The organism is Candidatus Methanogranum gryphiswaldense (assembly GCA_019262145.1).
Classification (GTDB): Archaea; Thermoplasmatota; Thermoplasmata; order Methanomassiliicoccales; family Methanomethylophilaceae; genus Methanogranum; species Methanogranum gryphiswaldense.
In genome coordinates this window covers 1,473,473-1,490,389 of record CP076745.1, presented here as the reverse complement: position 1 = coordinate 1,490,389, position 16,917 = coordinate 1,473,473, and the positions used below count along the sequence as shown (strand labels likewise).

General features: G+C 44.7%; 14 protein-coding genes and 2 tRNA genes. 5 read left to right on the top strand and 11 right to left on the bottom strand.

The features are described from left to right. Positions 1 to 4: 4 nt before the first annotated feature. Entirely contained in the window at positions 5 to 1,942 is a 1,938-nt protein-coding gene (locus KRP56_07710) for an NFACT family protein (GenBank protein UAL07675.1), read from the bottom strand. 110 nt (positions 1,943 to 2,052) lie between these two features. Here KRP56_07710 and KRP56_07705 point away from each other — a divergent pair. Both KRP56_07705 and KRP56_07700 read left to right on the top strand, forming a co-directional pair. Continuing rightward, positions 2,053 to 2,127: transfer RNA gene (locus tag KRP56_07705), tRNA-Thr, on the top strand. 152 nt (positions 2,128 to 2,279) lie between these two features. Next, positions 2,280 to 3,791 (top strand): MBL fold metallo-hydrolase, encoded by a 1,512-nt coding sequence (locus KRP56_07700; GenBank protein ID UAL07674.1) that lies wholly within the window; start codon positions 2,280 to 2,282, stop codon positions 3,789 to 3,791. 39 nt (positions 3,792 to 3,830) lie between these two features. Here KRP56_07700 and KRP56_07695 read toward each other — a convergent pair whose 3' ends face one another. Then, on the bottom strand, positions 3,831 to 5,018 hold the full coding sequence (locus KRP56_07695) for a DUF1015 domain-containing protein (protein UAL07673.1): 1,188 nt from the start codon (positions 5,016 to 5,018) through the stop codon (positions 3,831 to 3,833). A gap of 123 nt (positions 5,019 to 5,141) precedes the next feature. Continuing rightward, positions 5,142 to 6,188, bottom strand: coding sequence for a hydrogenase expression/formation protein HypE (gene hypE, locus KRP56_07690; GenBank protein ID UAL07672.1), 1,047 nt, complete (start codon positions 6,186 to 6,188; stop codon positions 5,142 to 5,144). A 146-nt stretch (positions 6,189 to 6,334) separates the two neighbouring features. Here hypE and KRP56_07685 point away from each other — a divergent pair. Next, a tRNA-Arg gene (locus KRP56_07685) sits at positions 6,335 to 6,406 on the top strand. A 53-nt stretch (positions 6,407 to 6,459) separates the two neighbouring features. Here the strand turns inward: KRP56_07685 and KRP56_07680 are convergent. Further along, entirely contained in the window at positions 6,460 to 6,984 is a 525-nt protein-coding gene (locus tag KRP56_07680) for an adenine phosphoribosyltransferase (GenBank protein ID UAL07671.1), read from the bottom strand. An 85-nt stretch (positions 6,985 to 7,069) separates the two neighbouring features. On the opposite strand from KRP56_07680, the gene ade reads away from it, so the two are divergent. Both ade and KRP56_07670 read left to right on the top strand, forming a co-directional pair. After that, positions 7,070 to 8,707 (top strand): adenine deaminase, encoded by a 1,638-nt coding sequence (gene ade, locus KRP56_07675; GenBank protein ID UAL07670.1) that lies wholly within the window; start codon positions 7,070 to 7,072, stop codon positions 8,705 to 8,707. 4 nt (positions 8,708 to 8,711) lie between these two features. Then, the gene (locus KRP56_07670; protein UAL07669.1) at positions 8,712 to 9,272 is read left to right on the top strand and encodes a purine phosphoribosyltransferase family protein; all 561 of its coding nucleotides are present in this window, start codon (positions 8,712 to 8,714) and stop codon (positions 9,270 to 9,272) included. A gap of 393 nt (positions 9,273 to 9,665) precedes the next feature. Here KRP56_07670 and KRP56_07665 read toward each other — a convergent pair whose 3' ends face one another. The 7 genes from KRP56_07665 to KRP56_07635 form a co-directional block, all read right to left on the bottom strand. Further along, positions 9,666 to 11,138, bottom strand: a complete 1,473-nt coding sequence (locus tag KRP56_07665; protein ID UAL07668.1) for a winged helix-turn-helix domain-containing protein — start codon at positions 11,136 to 11,138, stop codon at positions 9,666 to 9,668. A 121-nt stretch (positions 11,139 to 11,259) separates the two neighbouring features. Beyond that, on the bottom strand, positions 11,260 to 12,375 hold the full coding sequence (locus KRP56_07660; protein ID UAL07667.1) for an SPFH domain-containing protein: 1,116 nt from the start codon (positions 12,373 to 12,375) through the stop codon (positions 11,260 to 11,262). A gap of 5 nt (positions 12,376 to 12,380) precedes the next feature. Further along, positions 12,381 to 12,881: a hypothetical protein gene (locus KRP56_07655; protein ID UAL08509.1), complete on the bottom strand. Its 501-nt coding sequence runs from the start codon at positions 12,879 to 12,881 to the stop codon at positions 12,381 to 12,383. Between the two features lie 26 nt (positions 12,882 to 12,907). After that, complete coding sequence (locus KRP56_07650; protein ID UAL07666.1) at positions 12,908 to 13,285, bottom strand: hypothetical protein; 378 nt, start codon at positions 13,283 to 13,285, stop codon at positions 12,908 to 12,910. Positions 13,286 to 13,298: 13 nt separating this feature from the next. Next, positions 13,299 to 14,837: a hypothetical protein gene (locus KRP56_07645; protein ID UAL07665.1), complete on the bottom strand. Its 1,539-nt coding sequence runs from the start codon at positions 14,835 to 14,837 to the stop codon at positions 13,299 to 13,301. A gap of 11 nt (positions 14,838 to 14,848) precedes the next feature. Continuing rightward, positions 14,849 to 15,775: a hypothetical protein gene (locus tag KRP56_07640; protein UAL07664.1), complete on the bottom strand. Its 927-nt coding sequence runs from the start codon at positions 15,773 to 15,775 to the stop codon at positions 14,849 to 14,851. Between the two features lie 102 nt (positions 15,776 to 15,877). Further along, positions 15,878 to 16,684, bottom strand: coding sequence for a MerR family transcriptional regulator (locus tag KRP56_07635; GenBank protein ID UAL07663.1), 807 nt, complete (start codon positions 16,682 to 16,684; stop codon positions 15,878 to 15,880). Between the last annotated feature and the right edge of the window lie 233 nt (positions 16,685 to 16,917).

The window sequence follows — 16,917 nt, the reverse complement described above, 5'->3', positions numbered from 1 at the left end:
CTGGTCAGACTTCAGGGGACCCTTCCTGAGGCCAGACTTTCTTTATTATCTCCACATCTCCAGGCGGTAGTATGCGAGATATCTCTTCTTCTGGTACTTGGAACTCTTTTGCTATATCTCCGGCCATCCTTCCGCTTTTTTCGCGTCCAGGACGAATGATCATGTATTTTGTGCATTTTTCAATGGTGCTTACGGGTCCGCACATGATCTTTCTGCTGCCTTCGTATTCTATTTCTCCAATACCAAGTTCAATGTCCAGGTGGTGTTCGTAATTTCTTTTGCCGCGCACTATGAAGGCTCCGCGGGGAACGAATTCTCCAGGATTCGGGGTCTTGCTGACCTGATCTGGATACACCCAGAATGCAGTTCCTTCTGACAGGACAGCTATCCACGATTTTGATTGTGCCAATGCATATGTACACGTTTCTCTGAGTTCCTCAGGTGTCGCTGTCTTACCTTCCTTCAATATCACCGAAGGTGCTCCGTGGACGTCGGCATGTGCGAAGACATCCCCTTCCTTGAGATGCTTTTTGACAACGTTATCGTTGGTGTGGGTATCCCTTCCCGCGAGAACAAGTTTTCCAGCTGTGGTTATGAACCATTTGTATCTTTCGAACCAGAATTGCTTGGTGGGTTGTGCTCTGGATGCGGCTATCGCTTTTGCTTTATTGATGCCTTTAAGTTTTTTGTCCAATTCGGATCTGCTTTCTTTTAGTGCATCTTCGGCCCTTTTTGATTTTTCTCCAATATCCTTGCTCTTTGTGTAGATATTAGAGGCATTGGCATCAAGGGTCTGGGTATAGTCCAAAGTAACATCCAGATCGCCAATCACAGCGGTAACTGTGTTCTTTGAAGGGTCTATGTTTTTCACATAAGGGATCTTCATGGCTCCTTCCTTAAGTTTATCCCATGTAAGTTTTTGGGATTGTTCATTCAGTACGGAAAGTAGTCCTGTGACCTTTTGATATTCAGTATAGAGTACGTCCGCGTGCTTTTTCAGATCTTCGCATTCCATCCGATATTCGTCAACGGTCTCTTGTTGTTTGCCTATCCTCTTTTCCAGTTTTTCCATCTCTGGGTCTACATAATCCTCTTCTTCTTTTTCTCCGACCTCTTTGAGATACGCTGAGACAGCCAGGGATATCGTGTCGAATTTGATCGAGTCCTCTCCGTCATATATGGATAAGTATACCGGTGCTAGATCTATCATTTTTCCATCTTTCAGGAATACTGTAGGCTGATTATCGTCGACCACATGCTCTATGACCTTATGCAGTGCTTCGTAGAGTTTGTCCAGGTCTACATCGGTCAGTTGTGATTGAGGAGTATTCTTCGCTATTCCTGAGCGTTTGCAGACCTCTTCTGCATATTGCCCGCCAAGATTTATCACGGTCGCCAATGTCCTGACCGTATCTGATTCTGAAGCTATGAATTCCTTCTTGAATTCCTCCAAGGATGCTGTTAGAGGATTGAATCTCTCTTTCGGCACCACATAGTCTTCCCCTGGGCGGGTGGAACGGTCCCTGTACGTCTTGTGTATGAGACAGTTCACGATCTTCCCATCCAGGACCAGGAGTACATTTCCTCCTCCGAACATCTCGAATATCAATTTGTATTCTGCGTCGGCCTTGAACACTTCCATAATTACCACCCTGTCGAAACCGGCCTGTACGGTCTTTCCGACTCTGGCGTTGTCAATGTATTTCCTAAGGAACGTCGCGAAAGATGTGGGAGTGATAGGCGTCTCTGGTTTTTCAGGTGCAAGATATAACCATTTTCTGTCCTTGAAGAAGAGATCTTTTTTACCAGGCCCTTGGGCATTTATGCGAAAAAGTACGTTACCTGAACCCCATTGGAAGATCTTATCCATATGGGCGTTCTCCAGTATCGAAAGTTCCGACACGATTGAACGGACATCAAATGAGCTCATTTCCTTCTTCATGAAGGACGGTTAGGTAAGACGTCGAAATAAAGTTTATTAGAAGAATGTTCCCATTGTCATATTTTTTTTAGAAACATTTATACACAATAGGCAGATTAGCATGGTCTAACGCCGCTGTGGCTAAGGGGTATAGCGACGCCTTGGTAAGGCGTAGGTCGTGGGTTCGATTCCCATCAGCGGCTCCATACTTTTCAGCTTTTGTTGTTTTTTTTGATACGGCTGTGTTTTTTCGTGTTTGACAGAGTATCGAAAAAGTGCATCAATACTGACATTTTTACGTATATTCGCTGATTGTCGAAGATCATCTTTTATACAGATCGAAGGATTTTACATTTCAATGGCAAAAGAGACCTTCATACTCGCAGCTCCTGATAGGCCAGGAACTCTCAGGAGGGCAGCCAAGGTGATAGCATCTCACAGAGGCAACATAACCAGGCTGAGTTACAACAAGGCAGTGGACATGCGGACGGTCTTTTTGGATGTGGAGGCCTCGGAAACAGACCTTGTGAAGATGTCAGAGGACCTTCAGACAATGGGTTACATGGCGGGCGAGATACCCGAAAGCTCCGTGGTGACAGTCAGTCTATATATGGAGGACCGTCCCGGGGAGTTGGTCAATCTGCTCGATATATTGGAAAGGTTCGATCTAAGCATATCGTACATCAACTCGGTGAGGTCCGATGGTAAGAAACAAGAGTTTTCTATGGGGGTCCTCTTCGATGACAGGAACGACATAGACAATGCGGTCAGAGCAATGGGCGAGCGTTACGGTGCCGTGATAACCGGGCGCAACAGCTCGGAGAACAGCTTTGACAATTCGATCTTCTATACGCAGTTCTCAGAAGAGATAAGGGAATATCTGGGTCTTACAAAGGAAGAATCCATGGAGTTCCTTTCGGAGGCCAATAGGGTCCTTCAATATCTTCAGAAGCATGGAGAGAATCCGTACAAGGTCTTCAGTTCCATACGGGAATTCAGTAAATTCATAAAAGAGCATCATGGGAATGAATTCGGTTGTAAAATGACCGATATAGATGTCGCTGCAGATCTCGGCATGATAGTTTTGGAGCCGGTTTGCGGTAGCAATATCTGTATCATGAGATCTGGGGATTCGGTCACAGTTGTAGACTCTGGATATGCCGTCTATCATGAGGAGATAATGTCGAAGATCCGTCAGGCGGTACCTGATTGGGATTCGTTGTCAAAGAGAATATACATAACTCATGCTGACATAGATCATTGCGGGCTGTTGCATTATTTAGAAGATGAGGCAGAGATATGGATGAATCAGAAGAGTGCCGACAGTCTTGCTCGCCAGATATCTGGTGAGGACGATTATCGCGAGGAGAAGGAGTTCTGCCGTGGATACAGCAGGCTCAGTAGGATCATAACCAGTTATCGTCCTCCGAACATGTCCCAGGTGAGGATCATAGATACCGGTACGCCTAAAGAGCATATCGGGTTCTTGAACATCGGAAGTTTTTCAGTCGGCCCTTATGACTTCGATGTGTTGGAGGGAGAAGGTGGACACATGTACGGTGAATGCATATTTATTTGCAAGAAGTTGAATCTGATATTCACTGGTGATCTTTTACTGGACATAAAGCATTTTTCAGAGGATCTTAGAAGATTCAATTCAATAGCACCCTATCTGATGACAACGGTTGATATAGATCCGCCAAAGGCCAAGAGGATGAGGGGGCTTGTGATGGACATCATGCATGAGATGTCCAGGGATTCTGGGAGGCCGTGTATGGCGATAGGCGGACACGGACCGGTATTCGTGGTGCGTGAGCAACTTGAGCCAGTGTCTCAAGGGAGCGGGACGGCCATTAAAAGGAATCTTTGATATTTTGTAAAAGGTAGGGTCCTTTCGGACCCTTTGAGATCAATCCATTTTATAGAAAACAAATCCTGACCAGATCTTGGGGAAGAAGAATGTCGTTTTCTTCGGCATCCTCTTTCCGATCATGGAAAGGTCCCAGATGGTTTGGAGTTTGGGATCGTTCAGGATTATTGCAAGATCGTGTTCTTTGTTATCCATCTTCTTTTTGACTGAGGTGTATTCTGCGTCGAAGGACACTTTTGCTTTATCCTCATCGTATTTGTACACATCTTTCAATATGAGTTCCTGTGCGACGTATGTGTCCAATTTCCACATCGGATCATCTTTTTTATCGTATTTTGCAAGGAAACATTTTCCAGATCTGAACATCAAACCCATCATCCAGTCCTTAAGTTCGGATTCCATTTCCTCAACTTTCACTTCTTTGAGGGTCATTTCTTTTGATATTTTCGTGATCGCATTCTTTTCGGAGATATCTCCGGCATCCACGAGTCTGTGTGTAGGCCAGATGACCAATCCTTTGTCATCGGCGGCGATCATTGTAGTGAGAACATATTGTTTCTTTTCGTCGTCCGGATTCTCTTTCGCATAGTTAAGGGCGGTCTCATATCTATGGTGACCGTCAGCGATGAGCATCTTCTGTCCTTTCATCTGTTCGGATATCTCTTTGCAGATCTCTGTGTCTGCGATCCTAAGGTATCTGTGTTCAACGTTCTGTGGATCTACGAATCTATAGATGAGTTGCGCCGAATTGTCTATTTTTTTGTTCAATTCTGGTGTGAAACCTTCGAATATACCAAATATGGACTCCAAATGAGATCCCATATCCCTCAATAGGTTGAGACGATCCTCTTTTATTTTCGAGAAGGTCTCTTCATGAGGTATGATGTTGCCTTTCGAGTATTCTTCTGTTTTAAGTATTCCAACGATACCAGTCCTTGTTTTACGGATGCCTGCATCGTCGAATGTCTGTTGATAGAAGTAAAAGGAGTTCGCGTCCTGTTTCAGGCTGCCATCCGAGATCATCCTTTCCAGTTCCTTTCTTGCAGAGTGGTATCTCTTGTCTGCATCCGGATTGAGAGTGAGGTTGGTCACGTTGTTCTTGTGGCTCTGAAGTTCTTTCAGGTATTCGGGGCCGATCACATCATAAGGAGGTGAGACGCGGTCTCCGATCGATTCTTTGGCTTTCAGGTTAGGCCTGTATCCAGGAAATGGAAGAAATATTACCATAATAGTGCCCTGTTGGGTGCGTATGATTCAGATATATTTCAATATTCATCCGATCAAGCGTGCCGGAGGTAAAGTTGGCATGTCCAGTTCTATCGCGTATCGAGTGAGTATGCGTGACAAGTGTCAGCATATCCTCGGTACAGGATCACCGGAAGGGGCTTCGAGTATCCTTCTACCGCCGATCTCTGTTTTGAGTATTACTCTAACAGGTCCGTTCGTAGCATATCCGATGAGTGTGGCGTCCTTTCCTTCGGGGGTGCGTCTGAGAGCCTTGACGATCTGTTCTGCCATATCTGGCACACAGGCTATCACAGCTTTTCCTTCATTTCCAATGCTCAACGGATCGATCCCAAGGAGGTCGCAGGCGTTCACTACGCCTTCCCTGAGGGGTATGTCTGTTTGGTTGATCTCCATTCCGACCTTGGATTTGGAGGTCCACTCGTTGAGTGTGTTGGCCAGACCTCCCCTCGTGGGGTCTTTCATGGCGACTATCCCTCCGACCTTGAGTGCTTCAGCGATCATTTTATTCAGTGGTGCGACATCGCTTTTTATCTTACTTTCGAATCCATATCCCTCACGGAATGAAAGCAATGCAACACCATGATCACCGACATACCCAGAGACTATGATGGCATCTCCAGGCCTTACGCTGTTGTCTGTGCACCATCTGTTGTCCACTGATCTGTATTCTGCGGCTATCTGTAGGTTTTTATCCAAGTAAGGGGATCTTTTCCCGATAGCGGAAGTGGTCATCACCATCTGATCGATAGCACCGGACTCCATGACCTTTGTATCACCGGTGACAACCGGCACACCGCAGTACTCGCAGGTCTTACCTACACTTTCCATGACCCTGTCCACAACGTCGAAATCGAGGCCCTCTTCCATAATGACTGAACAACCCAGTCCGAGAGGTGTTGCTCCCATCACCGAGATATCATTGACAGTTCCGGAGACGGATATCTTTCCGATATCCCCTCCAGGGAAGAACAGTGGCTTCACAGTGTGGCCGTCTATTGTAAACACGATATCATCGACGATCGCTGAATCATCCATGGAGTCCAGAGGGACATCCGCCTTCATTTTTGGAAAATGGGATATGATATGTTTTGTCAGGAATTCCTGCATTACCTCTCCGCCGGCCCCATGATTCATCACGATCTTTGGCATGATCTCGGCATTCGTTTTCGAGTATATTGGTTTTTGTCACCGTACACTAGAGGCCACGCATGCGCGATCACATGCTGGCATACCTGTTCAAGAAAATATCGGCTTACTCAACAAATTAATACTGCTCAAGTGTTGATGAGTGACGCGGGCTTGTGGGGTAGTGGATATCCTTTTGGCCTTCGGAGCCGAAAACCCGGGTTCGAATCCCGGCAGGCCCTCCTATTCCACATCGTGATAAGTAAAAGTAAGGGGTTTTTGTTGTTGGGGTTTATCATCTTCCTTCGTAAGTGATGAGCGATTCCACGTTGTAGCCCTTCAGTTTGTCTTTTCCGTTTAGGCCTTCCAATTCTATGACGAAAGCGATCTTCACTATTTGTCCGCCAAGTTTCTCTACCATATCGATGATAGCTTTGGTGGTACCGCCAGTTGCTATCAGGTCATCGATGATGACGACCTTGGCTCCTTTTGGGAAACTGTCGATGTGCATCTCAAGAGTGGCGGTCCCGTATTCCAGGTCATATTCTTCGCATATGACCTTACGCGGAAGTTTGCCCTTCTTACGTACAAGGATGAATCCTTTGTTCATCGCATATGCGACTGGGGCTCCGAAGACGAAACCTCTCGATTCTGAACCCAATACAACATCGAAATCGACATCCTTGAGCATTTTGCAGAGACCGTCCACGGCCAAATGGAAACCCTTGGGGTCCTGTATCAGAGTGGTTATGTCCCTGAACATTATGCCTTCTTTTGGGAAATCGGGTATGGTCGTAACGTAGTCCTTAAGGTCCTTCATGCCGACTTGAAAGGGATTGGAGGTATAAACTTTAACCTCCGATTATACAAAATAAAGATATCCTTGATTGCAGATGCGACGATATATGAACGGTCCGAAGGTACTCGAGGGTAATTTAGTGGACGTCTTGAAGGATAGGATCTACCCTGCTAGAATAACTGTGAAAAGTGGAAAGGTAATATCGATAGAAGAGACCTCAGAGCAATACTCTGATTATATTCTTCCAGGCCTGATTGATTCACACGTTCATATAGAATCCTCGTTGTTGGTACCTTCACGTTTTGCCGAGGCCGCGATCCCAAGAGGGGTTTGTACCGTTATCGCCGATCCGCACGAGATAGCGAACGTAATGGGCAAAAAAGGAGTGGAGTTCATGATACAGGATGCCAAAGGAGCACCCATGAAATTCAGGTTCATGGTTCCTTCATGTGTACCTGCCACAGCCTTTGAGACCTCAGGTGCAAGATTAGGGTCCAAAGAGGTCGAGAGTCTTCTTCACAGAAAAGAGATCTTCGGATTGGCCGAGATGATGAACTACCCCGGTGTGTTGGCCGATGACTATGAAGTCATGTGCAAGATAGATGCCGCCAAAAAGGTAGAAAAACCCATTGACGGACATGCTCCGGGGCTTTCAGGAGAAGCTCTGGACAAATATATCGCGGCAGGGATAACCACAGATCACGAGTGTGTTACCGAAGCTGAGGCTAGAGAAAAGGCCGACAAAGGAATGAAGATACAGGTAAGGGAAGGTTCCGCATGTTCTAACATGAAGGATCTGATACCTGCGGTCAAGGATCGCGAGTTCTTCCTGTGCTCTGATGATATGCATGTGGGGCAGTGTTTGAACAAAGGATATATGGACAGACTTTTGAGGATGGCGGTCTATTATGGTGTGGACCCGATGAATGCAGTGAAGGCCGCTACATTATGGCCAGCGAGGCATTACAATCTCGATGAAGGGTCCATACGTGTCGGCGGTCCCGCGGATATGGTCTTCGTATCGGATCTTTTGTGTTTTACTGTCAAAAGAGTGTATATCGATGGAGAATTGGTCGCCGATACAGGTAATGCGTTGTTCGAGGTCCAGCCTATGACGTGTGGTACGCACATAAGGAAATGTGATCTGTCGGCAAAGGACCTTTACATCCCATGCAAGGTCGCATCTGTTAAGGTGAGAGCGATCCAGGTAGAGGATAAAAAGATAGCTAGCAAGGAAAGGATCGTTGAACTCAAGACCGATAATTGGGTGGTCATGCCGGATCCAAACAAGGATGTTTTGTTGATGGCGGTCATCAACAGATACAAGGAGGCTAAGCCTGTGGTAGGATTTGTAAGCGGATTCGGGTTCAAGAACGGTGCACTTGCCTCATCCATATCCCATGATTCCCACAATCTGGTGGCGGTAGCTTCTTCATACGAATTACTTGCGTCCGCTATCAATTCGGTCTCTGAATCTGGTGGGCATTATTTCACCGATGGGGTCAAGGAATATTATCACGCTGCACCTGTTGCAGGTCTGATGAGCACTGAAACGCCAGAATGTGCCTCGTTCATGGAAGAGAAAGTGATATTTTCGGCCAGATCATGTGGATGTACATTGAGGGAGCCATTTATGACATTAGGTTTTCAATGTCTTCTGGTAGTTCCATCGTTGAAGATGAGCGATAAAGGTCTTTTTGATAGTGAAAAATTTGAGTTCACAGATCTATTAATCAAAGAGTGATCGTATGTTGGAGAAGCTTAAGGAAAGTCTTGAGGTATGTCCTGTTGTCGGAATGAAAGGATATCAATATTTTGTACACCCGTTGACCGACGGCATACCCTGCATAGAACCAGAGCTTCTCGATGAGGTCACCGATGCCATGATCTCCATTGGTGATTTTGATTGTGATTATATCATTGCACCAGAGGCAATGGGAATACCGATAGGTACGCTAATATCAAGTAAGACAGGCGTTCCGATGAATATTGTAAGAAAAAGGAAGTATGGGCTTCCCGGTGAGGTTAGTGTCGCCCAATGTACAGGTTATTCTAAATGTGAAATGTACATAAACGGTATAAAGAAAGGCGACAGAGTAGTCATTGTAGATGATGTCCTCAGTACAGGTGGTACGATGCATGCGATCATCACAGCTTTCAAAAATGTTATCGGTGCAGAGATCGTGGACGTCGTGATAGTTTTTGAGAAAACAAAGAACAAGGCCGTTTTAGAAAAGGAACTCGATCAGAAGATTAAAACTCTTTTGAAGGTTGATGTCGTGGGAGGAAAAACAATCTACTTTGAATGAACCTCAAAAGACCCCCCTTGTAGGGTAAAGGTCCCGATCAAAGGATCGGGTTGTCGCGGTCATCAGTCGAGTCTTGCGAACAATTCTGAAGGCCTGCCTTTTCAGTGTAAAGTGCCAACCGACCTATCTTTCACTTTAGAGTACATACCTAACTTGGAATTGTTCTCGCCGCAGTGTCTTGACATATTAATTTTGCCGATCGTCACTTGCCTCCTGTAAATATATATCACATTCCGAGTATATATAATGTTTGTTTTTCACATGAATAATCATGTATTTCGTTGAAATGTATTAAAAAAATACGTTATTCGTATTTATATTACGAAATACATAAAAATCATAACGCTACGGTAGGGAATGGCGTGTGGGTAAAAATCAAAGACTGAAATGGTTTCATTTTTTACCAACGAAGGGGAATCTTATATTGTAGTCATCACCCGTAAGTTTTAGGAGTCCGAATTTAAACAGGCCTTCATAGAAGGGTTTTATGAATCTAAATTCACTCAGAGTTTGGCCATCACGCTCCAGTATGATAGTAAGTGGTACATACGTCACTATAGATGGTTTGAATCCGAGGCCCATGTTCTTTTCACACATGGTGTTCAGGAATTCCATGGCAGAGATATTCGGGTCATCTTCTATCGTTGAATCGGAGATGTTCATGCCTATGTGTCTGATTATATTGCTTATGTCGAATCCGACAAGGCGAAAAGAGTGGTTGACATATCTGAATAACGCTTTGTAGTATTGGGATGGGCTATTTGCGTATTTTTTGAATAATGCATCCATCTCTATCCTGAGACGAGGTTCTTTTTCTGTAGCAATTATTGCCGGTTCTCCGGATAGACCATAACGTACATACTTGGATGATCTAGCAGCATCCGATTTGATGACGCCTGATTCTACGAGTTTATTCATGTTGGTATGAACAGTTACTGGCGGGATATTGAGGCTGTTCGATAATCCTTTTAGGGACATTTGTGATTTATCTAATGTCCGAAGTATATTGACCTGTACTTCATTTCCAAAAAGCACTGATTTTCCATTCACATAGTATATGGATAGAGGCCATCCGCTGTAGGTATCCTCTTTGATCATATCATCAATTATAGTTCCATTTGATATTTTGCCGATATACGGCGTTATCATTGCATGTGTTATACCATCTGAGTCCTCTTTGACATATCCTAGACAGTATCTAACGCCAGTATTGAGGCTTATTGCCTCCATCATATACCCGAGGATCATCGTATGAGTCATCATCAACGATTTTTTTAGATTACGGTCCATGTGTATCTTTGCGTGCAGGTCTCCATTTTTAAACGACAACTCTGTTGTTGGGAATTTGGCCTCTGCAAAATATTTCTCCATTGTACGAAGAAGTGTTCCCGTATCCATGTTCTTAAAGTCCTTTCCAGCATATTTTGCTAAAAGTGATCCGCCCCTCAGCATCAACGGGCTCAGATCTATTCCAAGTTTCATGGCTTCAATGATCATCAACAGTATTATGCCCCTGTACTGTTCATTTTCTTTGTTTATCGTGTCAATGATATCTTTTTCGACGGAGTCAATGTCCAGCGATGGTATTACCGGGCAGAGTATTTTTACTGATGATGGTACATATACGGTCTTTCTTTTGTCGTTCTCATCAATGTAAGATGAAATGAAATCCCATCTTTCAAGTTTTTTCATGTTTGATTGTATGGATGTTTTTTGCTGTCCTAACAATTCAGAGATCTCGGTGACGGTCATTCCAGAACGTGTTAAGAGTTCCATAATTTGGAGACTTACTTCGTTTGTCAAGAATTTTATTCCTGTATCGGTGATGAATACAGCATACTTATCTCCATATTCCACATCGGTCATAGTAATCCTTTTTCTATTGTCATGTGAGTATAAAATGAATGCGTGCTGACATCATAAATACGATATGTAGTCGGTGTTTGCCAAAAAAATGAAATTGGCCGGCGTGAGCCGGCCATAAAGCTCAATTTAGTTGTTCAGAACAATACGGACAGAATTTAGGTACCTTAGGCAATCCGCTAAGATCATGTCCGCAGTATGGACAGATCTTGAATGCCTTTGGAGAGTCATTCGCCGGTGCACCATTTTGTGCTGGTGCCGGAGCAGCAACTGTAGTAGCAGGGCTCGGCTGAGTGCGATTCATCATGGGTGATGCTTGTCCGCAGTTGTTGCAGAATTTGTACGGATAGTCGTTGAGGGATCCGCAAGCAGGACACATGACTTTTTGTGCCTGGGACTGTTGCTGTGACTGTACACCTTGAACCGGTTGTTGCTGAAGCTGTTGATACATCTGTGGGAACAATAGCATTCCAGTACCCATTGCTGCGCCTCCTTGGGATGTTCCGATCGCATCGGCCATCCTATCCATGACCTCGTATTTCTTGAACGATTCTCCTTTAGAGCTACTGAATTGGAGATATTCGAATACTTTCTGTTTTTCTTCTTCAGTGGTAGCAACTTCGTTGATCTTCAGTGCCAGAAGTTCTATTCCTCTCTGAGTGAAGTATTGTTCGATGAGTATTTTCGTGCTCGTCGATGCTTTCTCGATGTTGTTCATGATGTCCATGTAGAACATCGAGGTCAACTGTTGGATGATCTGTTCATTGATGAAGCTCTTCATGAATGAGTTGATGCTGCCTGTTGTGTACTGGGTCATTCCGCCTAACACCTGTGTGTAGAACACAGATACGTCGTTTATGCGGAATTGGTAGTCACCGTTGGCCATAAGCGTGATTGGGACCTGATATTCATTGGCGGCCTTCATCATGCTTCTGATGCCCCATTTTCCATTGAAGATCTTCAATGATATGTAGACTACCCAAACCTTGAATGGGGTTTCTTTGTAACCCAGCGCCATGTTGTACAGTTTGGTCAGCCAGGGGATATTTGCCGAGGTGATCACATGTCTGCCAGGTTCGAGCACGCCTTCGAGTTTTCCATCCCTTATGAAAAGGGCTACTGCGTGTTCTGGAACTGTCACAGAGGTGATAGTTCTGAGGTCATCGTTCTCTGACCTGTAGATTATATCATCAGGTCCCTGGTTTTCCCAGAATACTACGTTGGTCTTTTTTTCTGCCATTCAGTTCACTCCTTGAATCCTTTCATTATGCTCTCTCTTCCGAGGTAGTCTTCAGAGAGTTGGTCGATGGTCCTTTCTAAGTCTCTGAGCTGGCCTTTAAGTGCGGTGTTACCGTTATCAATGGCGTCGACTATGGCCTTCGTCTGTGTTTTCAGAGATTGAACATCATCCATGAGTTTTGCATCCCATTGGATAAGGCCGTCGAGCTCTTTTTCCATTATTTTCACCGAGTCGTGGAATGCGCTGTATCCAGCAACTGCTTTTTTCACATCTATATAGTACTTGTCAGCTTTGGATCTGATCCTTTCTGTCTCTCTCATCAGTTCTAGGTTTCCGACGGTAGCCCTCTGTACGGTAACAAGGTCGTTCTTTACTGCTTCCAGTTCACGTGCGACCTCTCCCCTTACGGCTCTATCCTCGTCCCTTCTGAGATTCTTTTGTCTGTAACCCTTATATCCGGGGATGTAAAGGGATATCCTCTCTATGAGCGATCTGTTATCGTTCATTTTTTTGTCGATCGTTTGATCGATTGTCAAAGTGATGCCTCCTTTTTGTTATTTATTAATGCTACAGTGATTCCAATCAGCGCGATGCCGATAAGGAATATCACGAGTACGTATATCCAGTCAACAGTCGTTGCAGTATAGATCAAGCCTACCAGGCCGACCAAGGCAACGAATGCACCAACTGCAAGTCTGTACATCTTGTCGGAAGGTCCAGCGCCGGTGGTCTTATCGCTGAATAGACTTGACATGAGGCATAGGGCCACTCCGAATATCAGCGCTGTGACCCATAGGATCACGAGCACACCCTTATCCAATGCCATGTAGGCAAGGAATCCGATCGCAAGTGCGATTATGAACACTCCAAGCGAGACCGCTGAAAGCGTTCTGTTGTTCAGTTCTGTCATTTTATTCTTCTCCTTACACGATTATCAGATCGGAAACGTTGGTTCTCTTGATCCTTTTCGGGACCAGAGATCCGAATCCGGCTGGTACTTTCAAATTGCTATCAACTTCACAGGGTATGTATATCAATCCCTTGACGTAGGGTTTACTCAATTTCAGTTGAGAATCGCTGCTCGTACGTTGTTTCAGGTAGTCCGAGACCAACTTTTCTGCCTCTCTCTTTGTGCTTAAAGGAACGACCACCTTTCTGCCGCCCGGCGTGTTCTCAGCGAATAGTGAGATCTTTGATATCCCTTCTCCGCCGCTGATGCTGGTCTCCGTTCCTTTTATGCCCGAGAGTATGCTTTTTTCCGGACGTAGTGCGAAAATATCAGTCAACGCTGATGCAGGGTCGCTGAGACAAGCATCATCGATGACGAAATCCGCAGGCAGCAGGATATCTTCTACGACCTCCACACTCTTCTTCTTCCACATCGCACCGGTCTGGAAACTATATCTCAGATCCACATCCCAGAATGGGACCAGGACCTGTCCTGAACCAGAAACGATAGGTAATGACCCACCGTTCTTAGCCTTCATTATGGCCGAGATATAGCTGAATATCTCGTTATATCTGTCCTTGTTTCCAAGAAGATATCCCCAGTCCCCGCTTTTTGTGAATTTGAATCCGAATACTTTTCTGATGACGTTGAGCACAACAAGTGGGTCATCAGAGACCCCGTTAGTTACAAAGCCAGCAATATCTGCCAGTATCTTTGTTTGGGAGATCTCCATATCCACAGCCTGGTACATTATGCCGAGGTTCATATCCGAAAGGACCTTATCTTTGATGCCACTCAATTTTGTCTGCCCGCTTTCAAACATCGGCATCGCACTCATTACATCGCCGTTCAGTAGTTTCTCGCATCCGTTACAAACGATCGCTAGTGCTTCGAAACGTTGAGCTGCCAATTCATATCCTTTGATCGATGCGAACGATTTTGCTGCTTCAGTGAAATTATTGCTGAGCAGAATATACCTTCCGGGTTTATCCTCATGTAACAATTTGGTGTTGTTTATGAGCAGTGCGTAAGCGGTCGCGATATTCTCTGCACCTTTTACCAAGGACATGCTATTGTTGTCAACAGCCAATGCCTCAATGCTCTTCGCCTTTGCGTTGAACTCGAATGCCTGATTGGATTCGTGACAGGCTTTGATTGAGGCATCGGTGGTGAACGGTAATACTATGAGCGGGTTGGACAGGAGGGTGTTTATTGCGAACCTGTATTCGCTGTACTCCGTCTCTATCTTCGGTTTTATGTTCGTGACGAATATGTTGTATCTTGCAACAGAGTCCACGTTCTCCGACTGAGCCATGGAGAATCCGCCTGGGATGGATTTGCTGATCCATGTCTGGATCTGCCCCATCATCTGGTCGAGATAGGCTTTCGCATCCATTCTCTGCTGTGTCGTACCGCACGATTGGCACGTCACGAAAGGTGAATCGGATTCCAGATCCTTTTTATCGAGTGGTGCGCCGCAATGTTTGCACCTTAGAGCGATCATTTCATCCAAAATCTTTCACCTTACCTCATCCTTACCATGGCAACGGATGCGCGAACCTCTGCGATCTCCAAACGAAGTCTCATCTCTGTTTCGCGGAGGTCTTTTATCGCGTCCTGATAGTATTTATTGGCGATCGCATCCGATCTTCTAGAGATCGCCGAGTAACATGGTCTGCAGACGTATACCGATTCAAAATCAGCAGGTGCTGATTTGAGTAGGTCATCCTGTGCGGATTTCATGAAGGGGGTGATCTCGCTGGACATGGTTACGAAGTGTATGCCTTCACCGGTTGTGGTCCTTCCACAGATCCAGCATTTTGCGGACCTAGAGTAGGACTGAATGAGTTCCATATCATGGGATCCGTCATCTCCGGCCTGTTTACGGTAGTTGTAAGCGTTCTGCAGATATTCAGCGGCTTTTTTAGGATCAGTTAGAACAGATGCAGATGCGAGCGTCTCATATCCGAGTGCTTGGATGCTCAGAGATTCTTTGATACCTGATGTGGCGGTGTCACCGTTTATCAGCTCATTGGTTTTTAGTGTGTCCTTTCCAAGCTTCATCTGATACTTTTGACCGAGCTGGATGAGATCTTTACCTTTCTGTTCCCTGACATCCGCATTGCCATTTTTTGCCATAAGGACAATGCGTTCAGCGACAAGGTCACACTCATCCGCCAGTTTCTCGGATTCAACCTGTGTCAGTCCGAATTCGAAAGTGGGCGTGTTGCTAGATCTCAGATTTTTGGCCAACGCCGTGTACACATTCGGATTATTCGGATCGCTGATCATCGATATGATCGATATGTACGTAGTTGCAAGGTTGGAATTTGTAGTGCCTTTTTGAACGCACTTTTCAAAGTTTGATCTGGCTTTATTGTACTCTTTACGTTTTACGAGGTCTACTCCCTCGTCAAACAATTCATCTCCAGATTTGAACAGGAATGCCATATTCTCACTAATAAGGTGAAGTGTGTCTTTGTATTATTTAGTTTATCCAAGTAATAAATTGTGAAGATAATTGGTTTATATACACCTGAGCGTTCGAAGGGATCAGTCCATCTTTTTTATCGGTATCTGTATCTCGGTAAGATAATCTGATTCATTGTCTCTATTCCAGCATCCTGCGATATAGCATTCTCTCGGATTTTCACACACCTGGTATTCATTTTCTTCTATGAATTCCAGAGCGCAAGAATAGGCGTTGCCTAGTTTGTTGTAACTTCCTTTATGCATCACGCATATCGCGGTCACAGGTTCAAGTTTTCTGAAAGTTATGTTCTTTGTCTCAATACCGGTTCTTTTTACGGCTTGAGAATATTCAATCGAGATCTCCCGATCCTTGAACTCTTTGTCCAAGTATGTCACGAAACAGTAATTAGAAGGATCGCATTCCAGTCCTGGATTGGCTTCGAGACATTCCTCTGCGGTCCCCAATATGAATTTTGTCATCTCTTGGAAATTGGCAATCTTTCCTTTTCCGCAATAGACCACACATCCTGGGATGTCCTTTACTATGGCATTGTGTTCGTTCTTTTTCTCGTTCATTATTATTCTCTCCAAATTTGAGAGTTCCGTGCTGATCCTTTCCCTTTCTGTGGTAAGTTCGTCCCTTCTTGATTCCAAGAGTCCTTTGATATCATGTCCGAGCAGCATCTGCTTTGTTTCATCGATGGATAGGCCCGCATCCCTGTACAAGAATATGGTCTGTATGGTACCCAGTTGTTCTGTGGAGTAATATCTGTATCCATTCCATCCATCCACCTTGCTGGGTTTGAGCAATCCGATCTCGTCATAGTATCTCAGAGTCTTGACAGACATCTTTGCCATCTTTGAGAATTCACCAATACGGTACTTCATGAGAGCGCATCTCGTTTGTGACTATATTCTATTGTAGTCTCCCCTAGGGGGAAAGTTTTCGTATATATTGATATCGAAAAATCGGTCTTTTTAAAATTTGAAATCATGCCTTTTTATTCATTTTTGTACAAAATTATATTAAAATAGTTACAATTTTAGTTTTTAGTAGACAAACGTCTAATATGATACATTTTTTTGAATCATTTAACGACAAATTTTAGAAAGATTTATAT

What these genes read in the sequence shown, in the direction of transcription:
- KRP56_07710 (UAL07675.1), bottom strand. Translation starts at nt 1,942, where the DNA reads ATGAAGAAGGAAATGAGCTCATTTGATGTCCGTTCAATCGTGTCGGAA.
- KRP56_07700 (UAL07674.1), top strand. Translation starts at nt 2,280, where the DNA reads ATGGCAAAAGAGACCTTCATACTCGCAGCTCCTGATAGGCCAGGAACT.
- KRP56_07695 (UAL07673.1), bottom strand. Translation starts at nt 5,018, where the DNA reads ATGGTAATATTTCTTCCATTTCCTGGATACAGGCCTAACCTGAAAGCC.
- hypE (UAL07672.1), bottom strand. Translation starts at nt 6,188, where the DNA reads ATGCCAAAGATCGTGATGAATCATGGGGCCGGCGGAGAGGTAATGCAG.
- KRP56_07680 (UAL07671.1), bottom strand. Translation starts at nt 6,984, where the DNA reads ATGAAGGACCTTAAGGACTACGTTACGACCATACCCGATTTCCCAAAA.
- ade (UAL07670.1), top strand. Translation starts at nt 7,070, where the DNA reads ATGAACGGTCCGAAGGTACTCGAGGGTAATTTAGTGGACGTCTTGAAG.
- KRP56_07670 (UAL07669.1), top strand. Translation starts at nt 8,712, where the DNA reads ATGTTGGAGAAGCTTAAGGAAAGTCTTGAGGTATGTCCTGTTGTCGGA.
- KRP56_07665 (UAL07668.1), bottom strand. Translation starts at nt 11,138, where the DNA reads ATGACCGATGTGGAATATGGAGATAAGTATGCTGTATTCATCACCGAT.
- KRP56_07660 (UAL07667.1), bottom strand. Translation starts at nt 12,375, where the DNA reads ATGGCAGAAAAAAAGACCAACGTAGTATTCTGGGAAAACCAGGGACCT.
- KRP56_07655 (UAL08509.1), bottom strand. Translation starts at nt 12,881, where the DNA reads ATGAACGATAACAGATCGCTCATAGAGAGGATATCCCTTTACATCCCC.
- KRP56_07650 (UAL07666.1), bottom strand. Translation starts at nt 13,285, where the DNA reads ATGACAGAACTGAACAACAGAACGCTTTCAGCGGTCTCGCTTGGAGTG.
- KRP56_07640 (UAL07664.1), bottom strand. Translation starts at nt 15,775, where the DNA reads ATGGCATTCCTGTTCAAATCTGGAGATGAATTGTTTGACGAGGGAGTA.
- KRP56_07635 (UAL07663.1), bottom strand. Translation starts at nt 16,684, where the DNA reads ATGAAGTACCGTATTGGTGAATTCTCAAAGATGGCAAAGATGTCTGTC.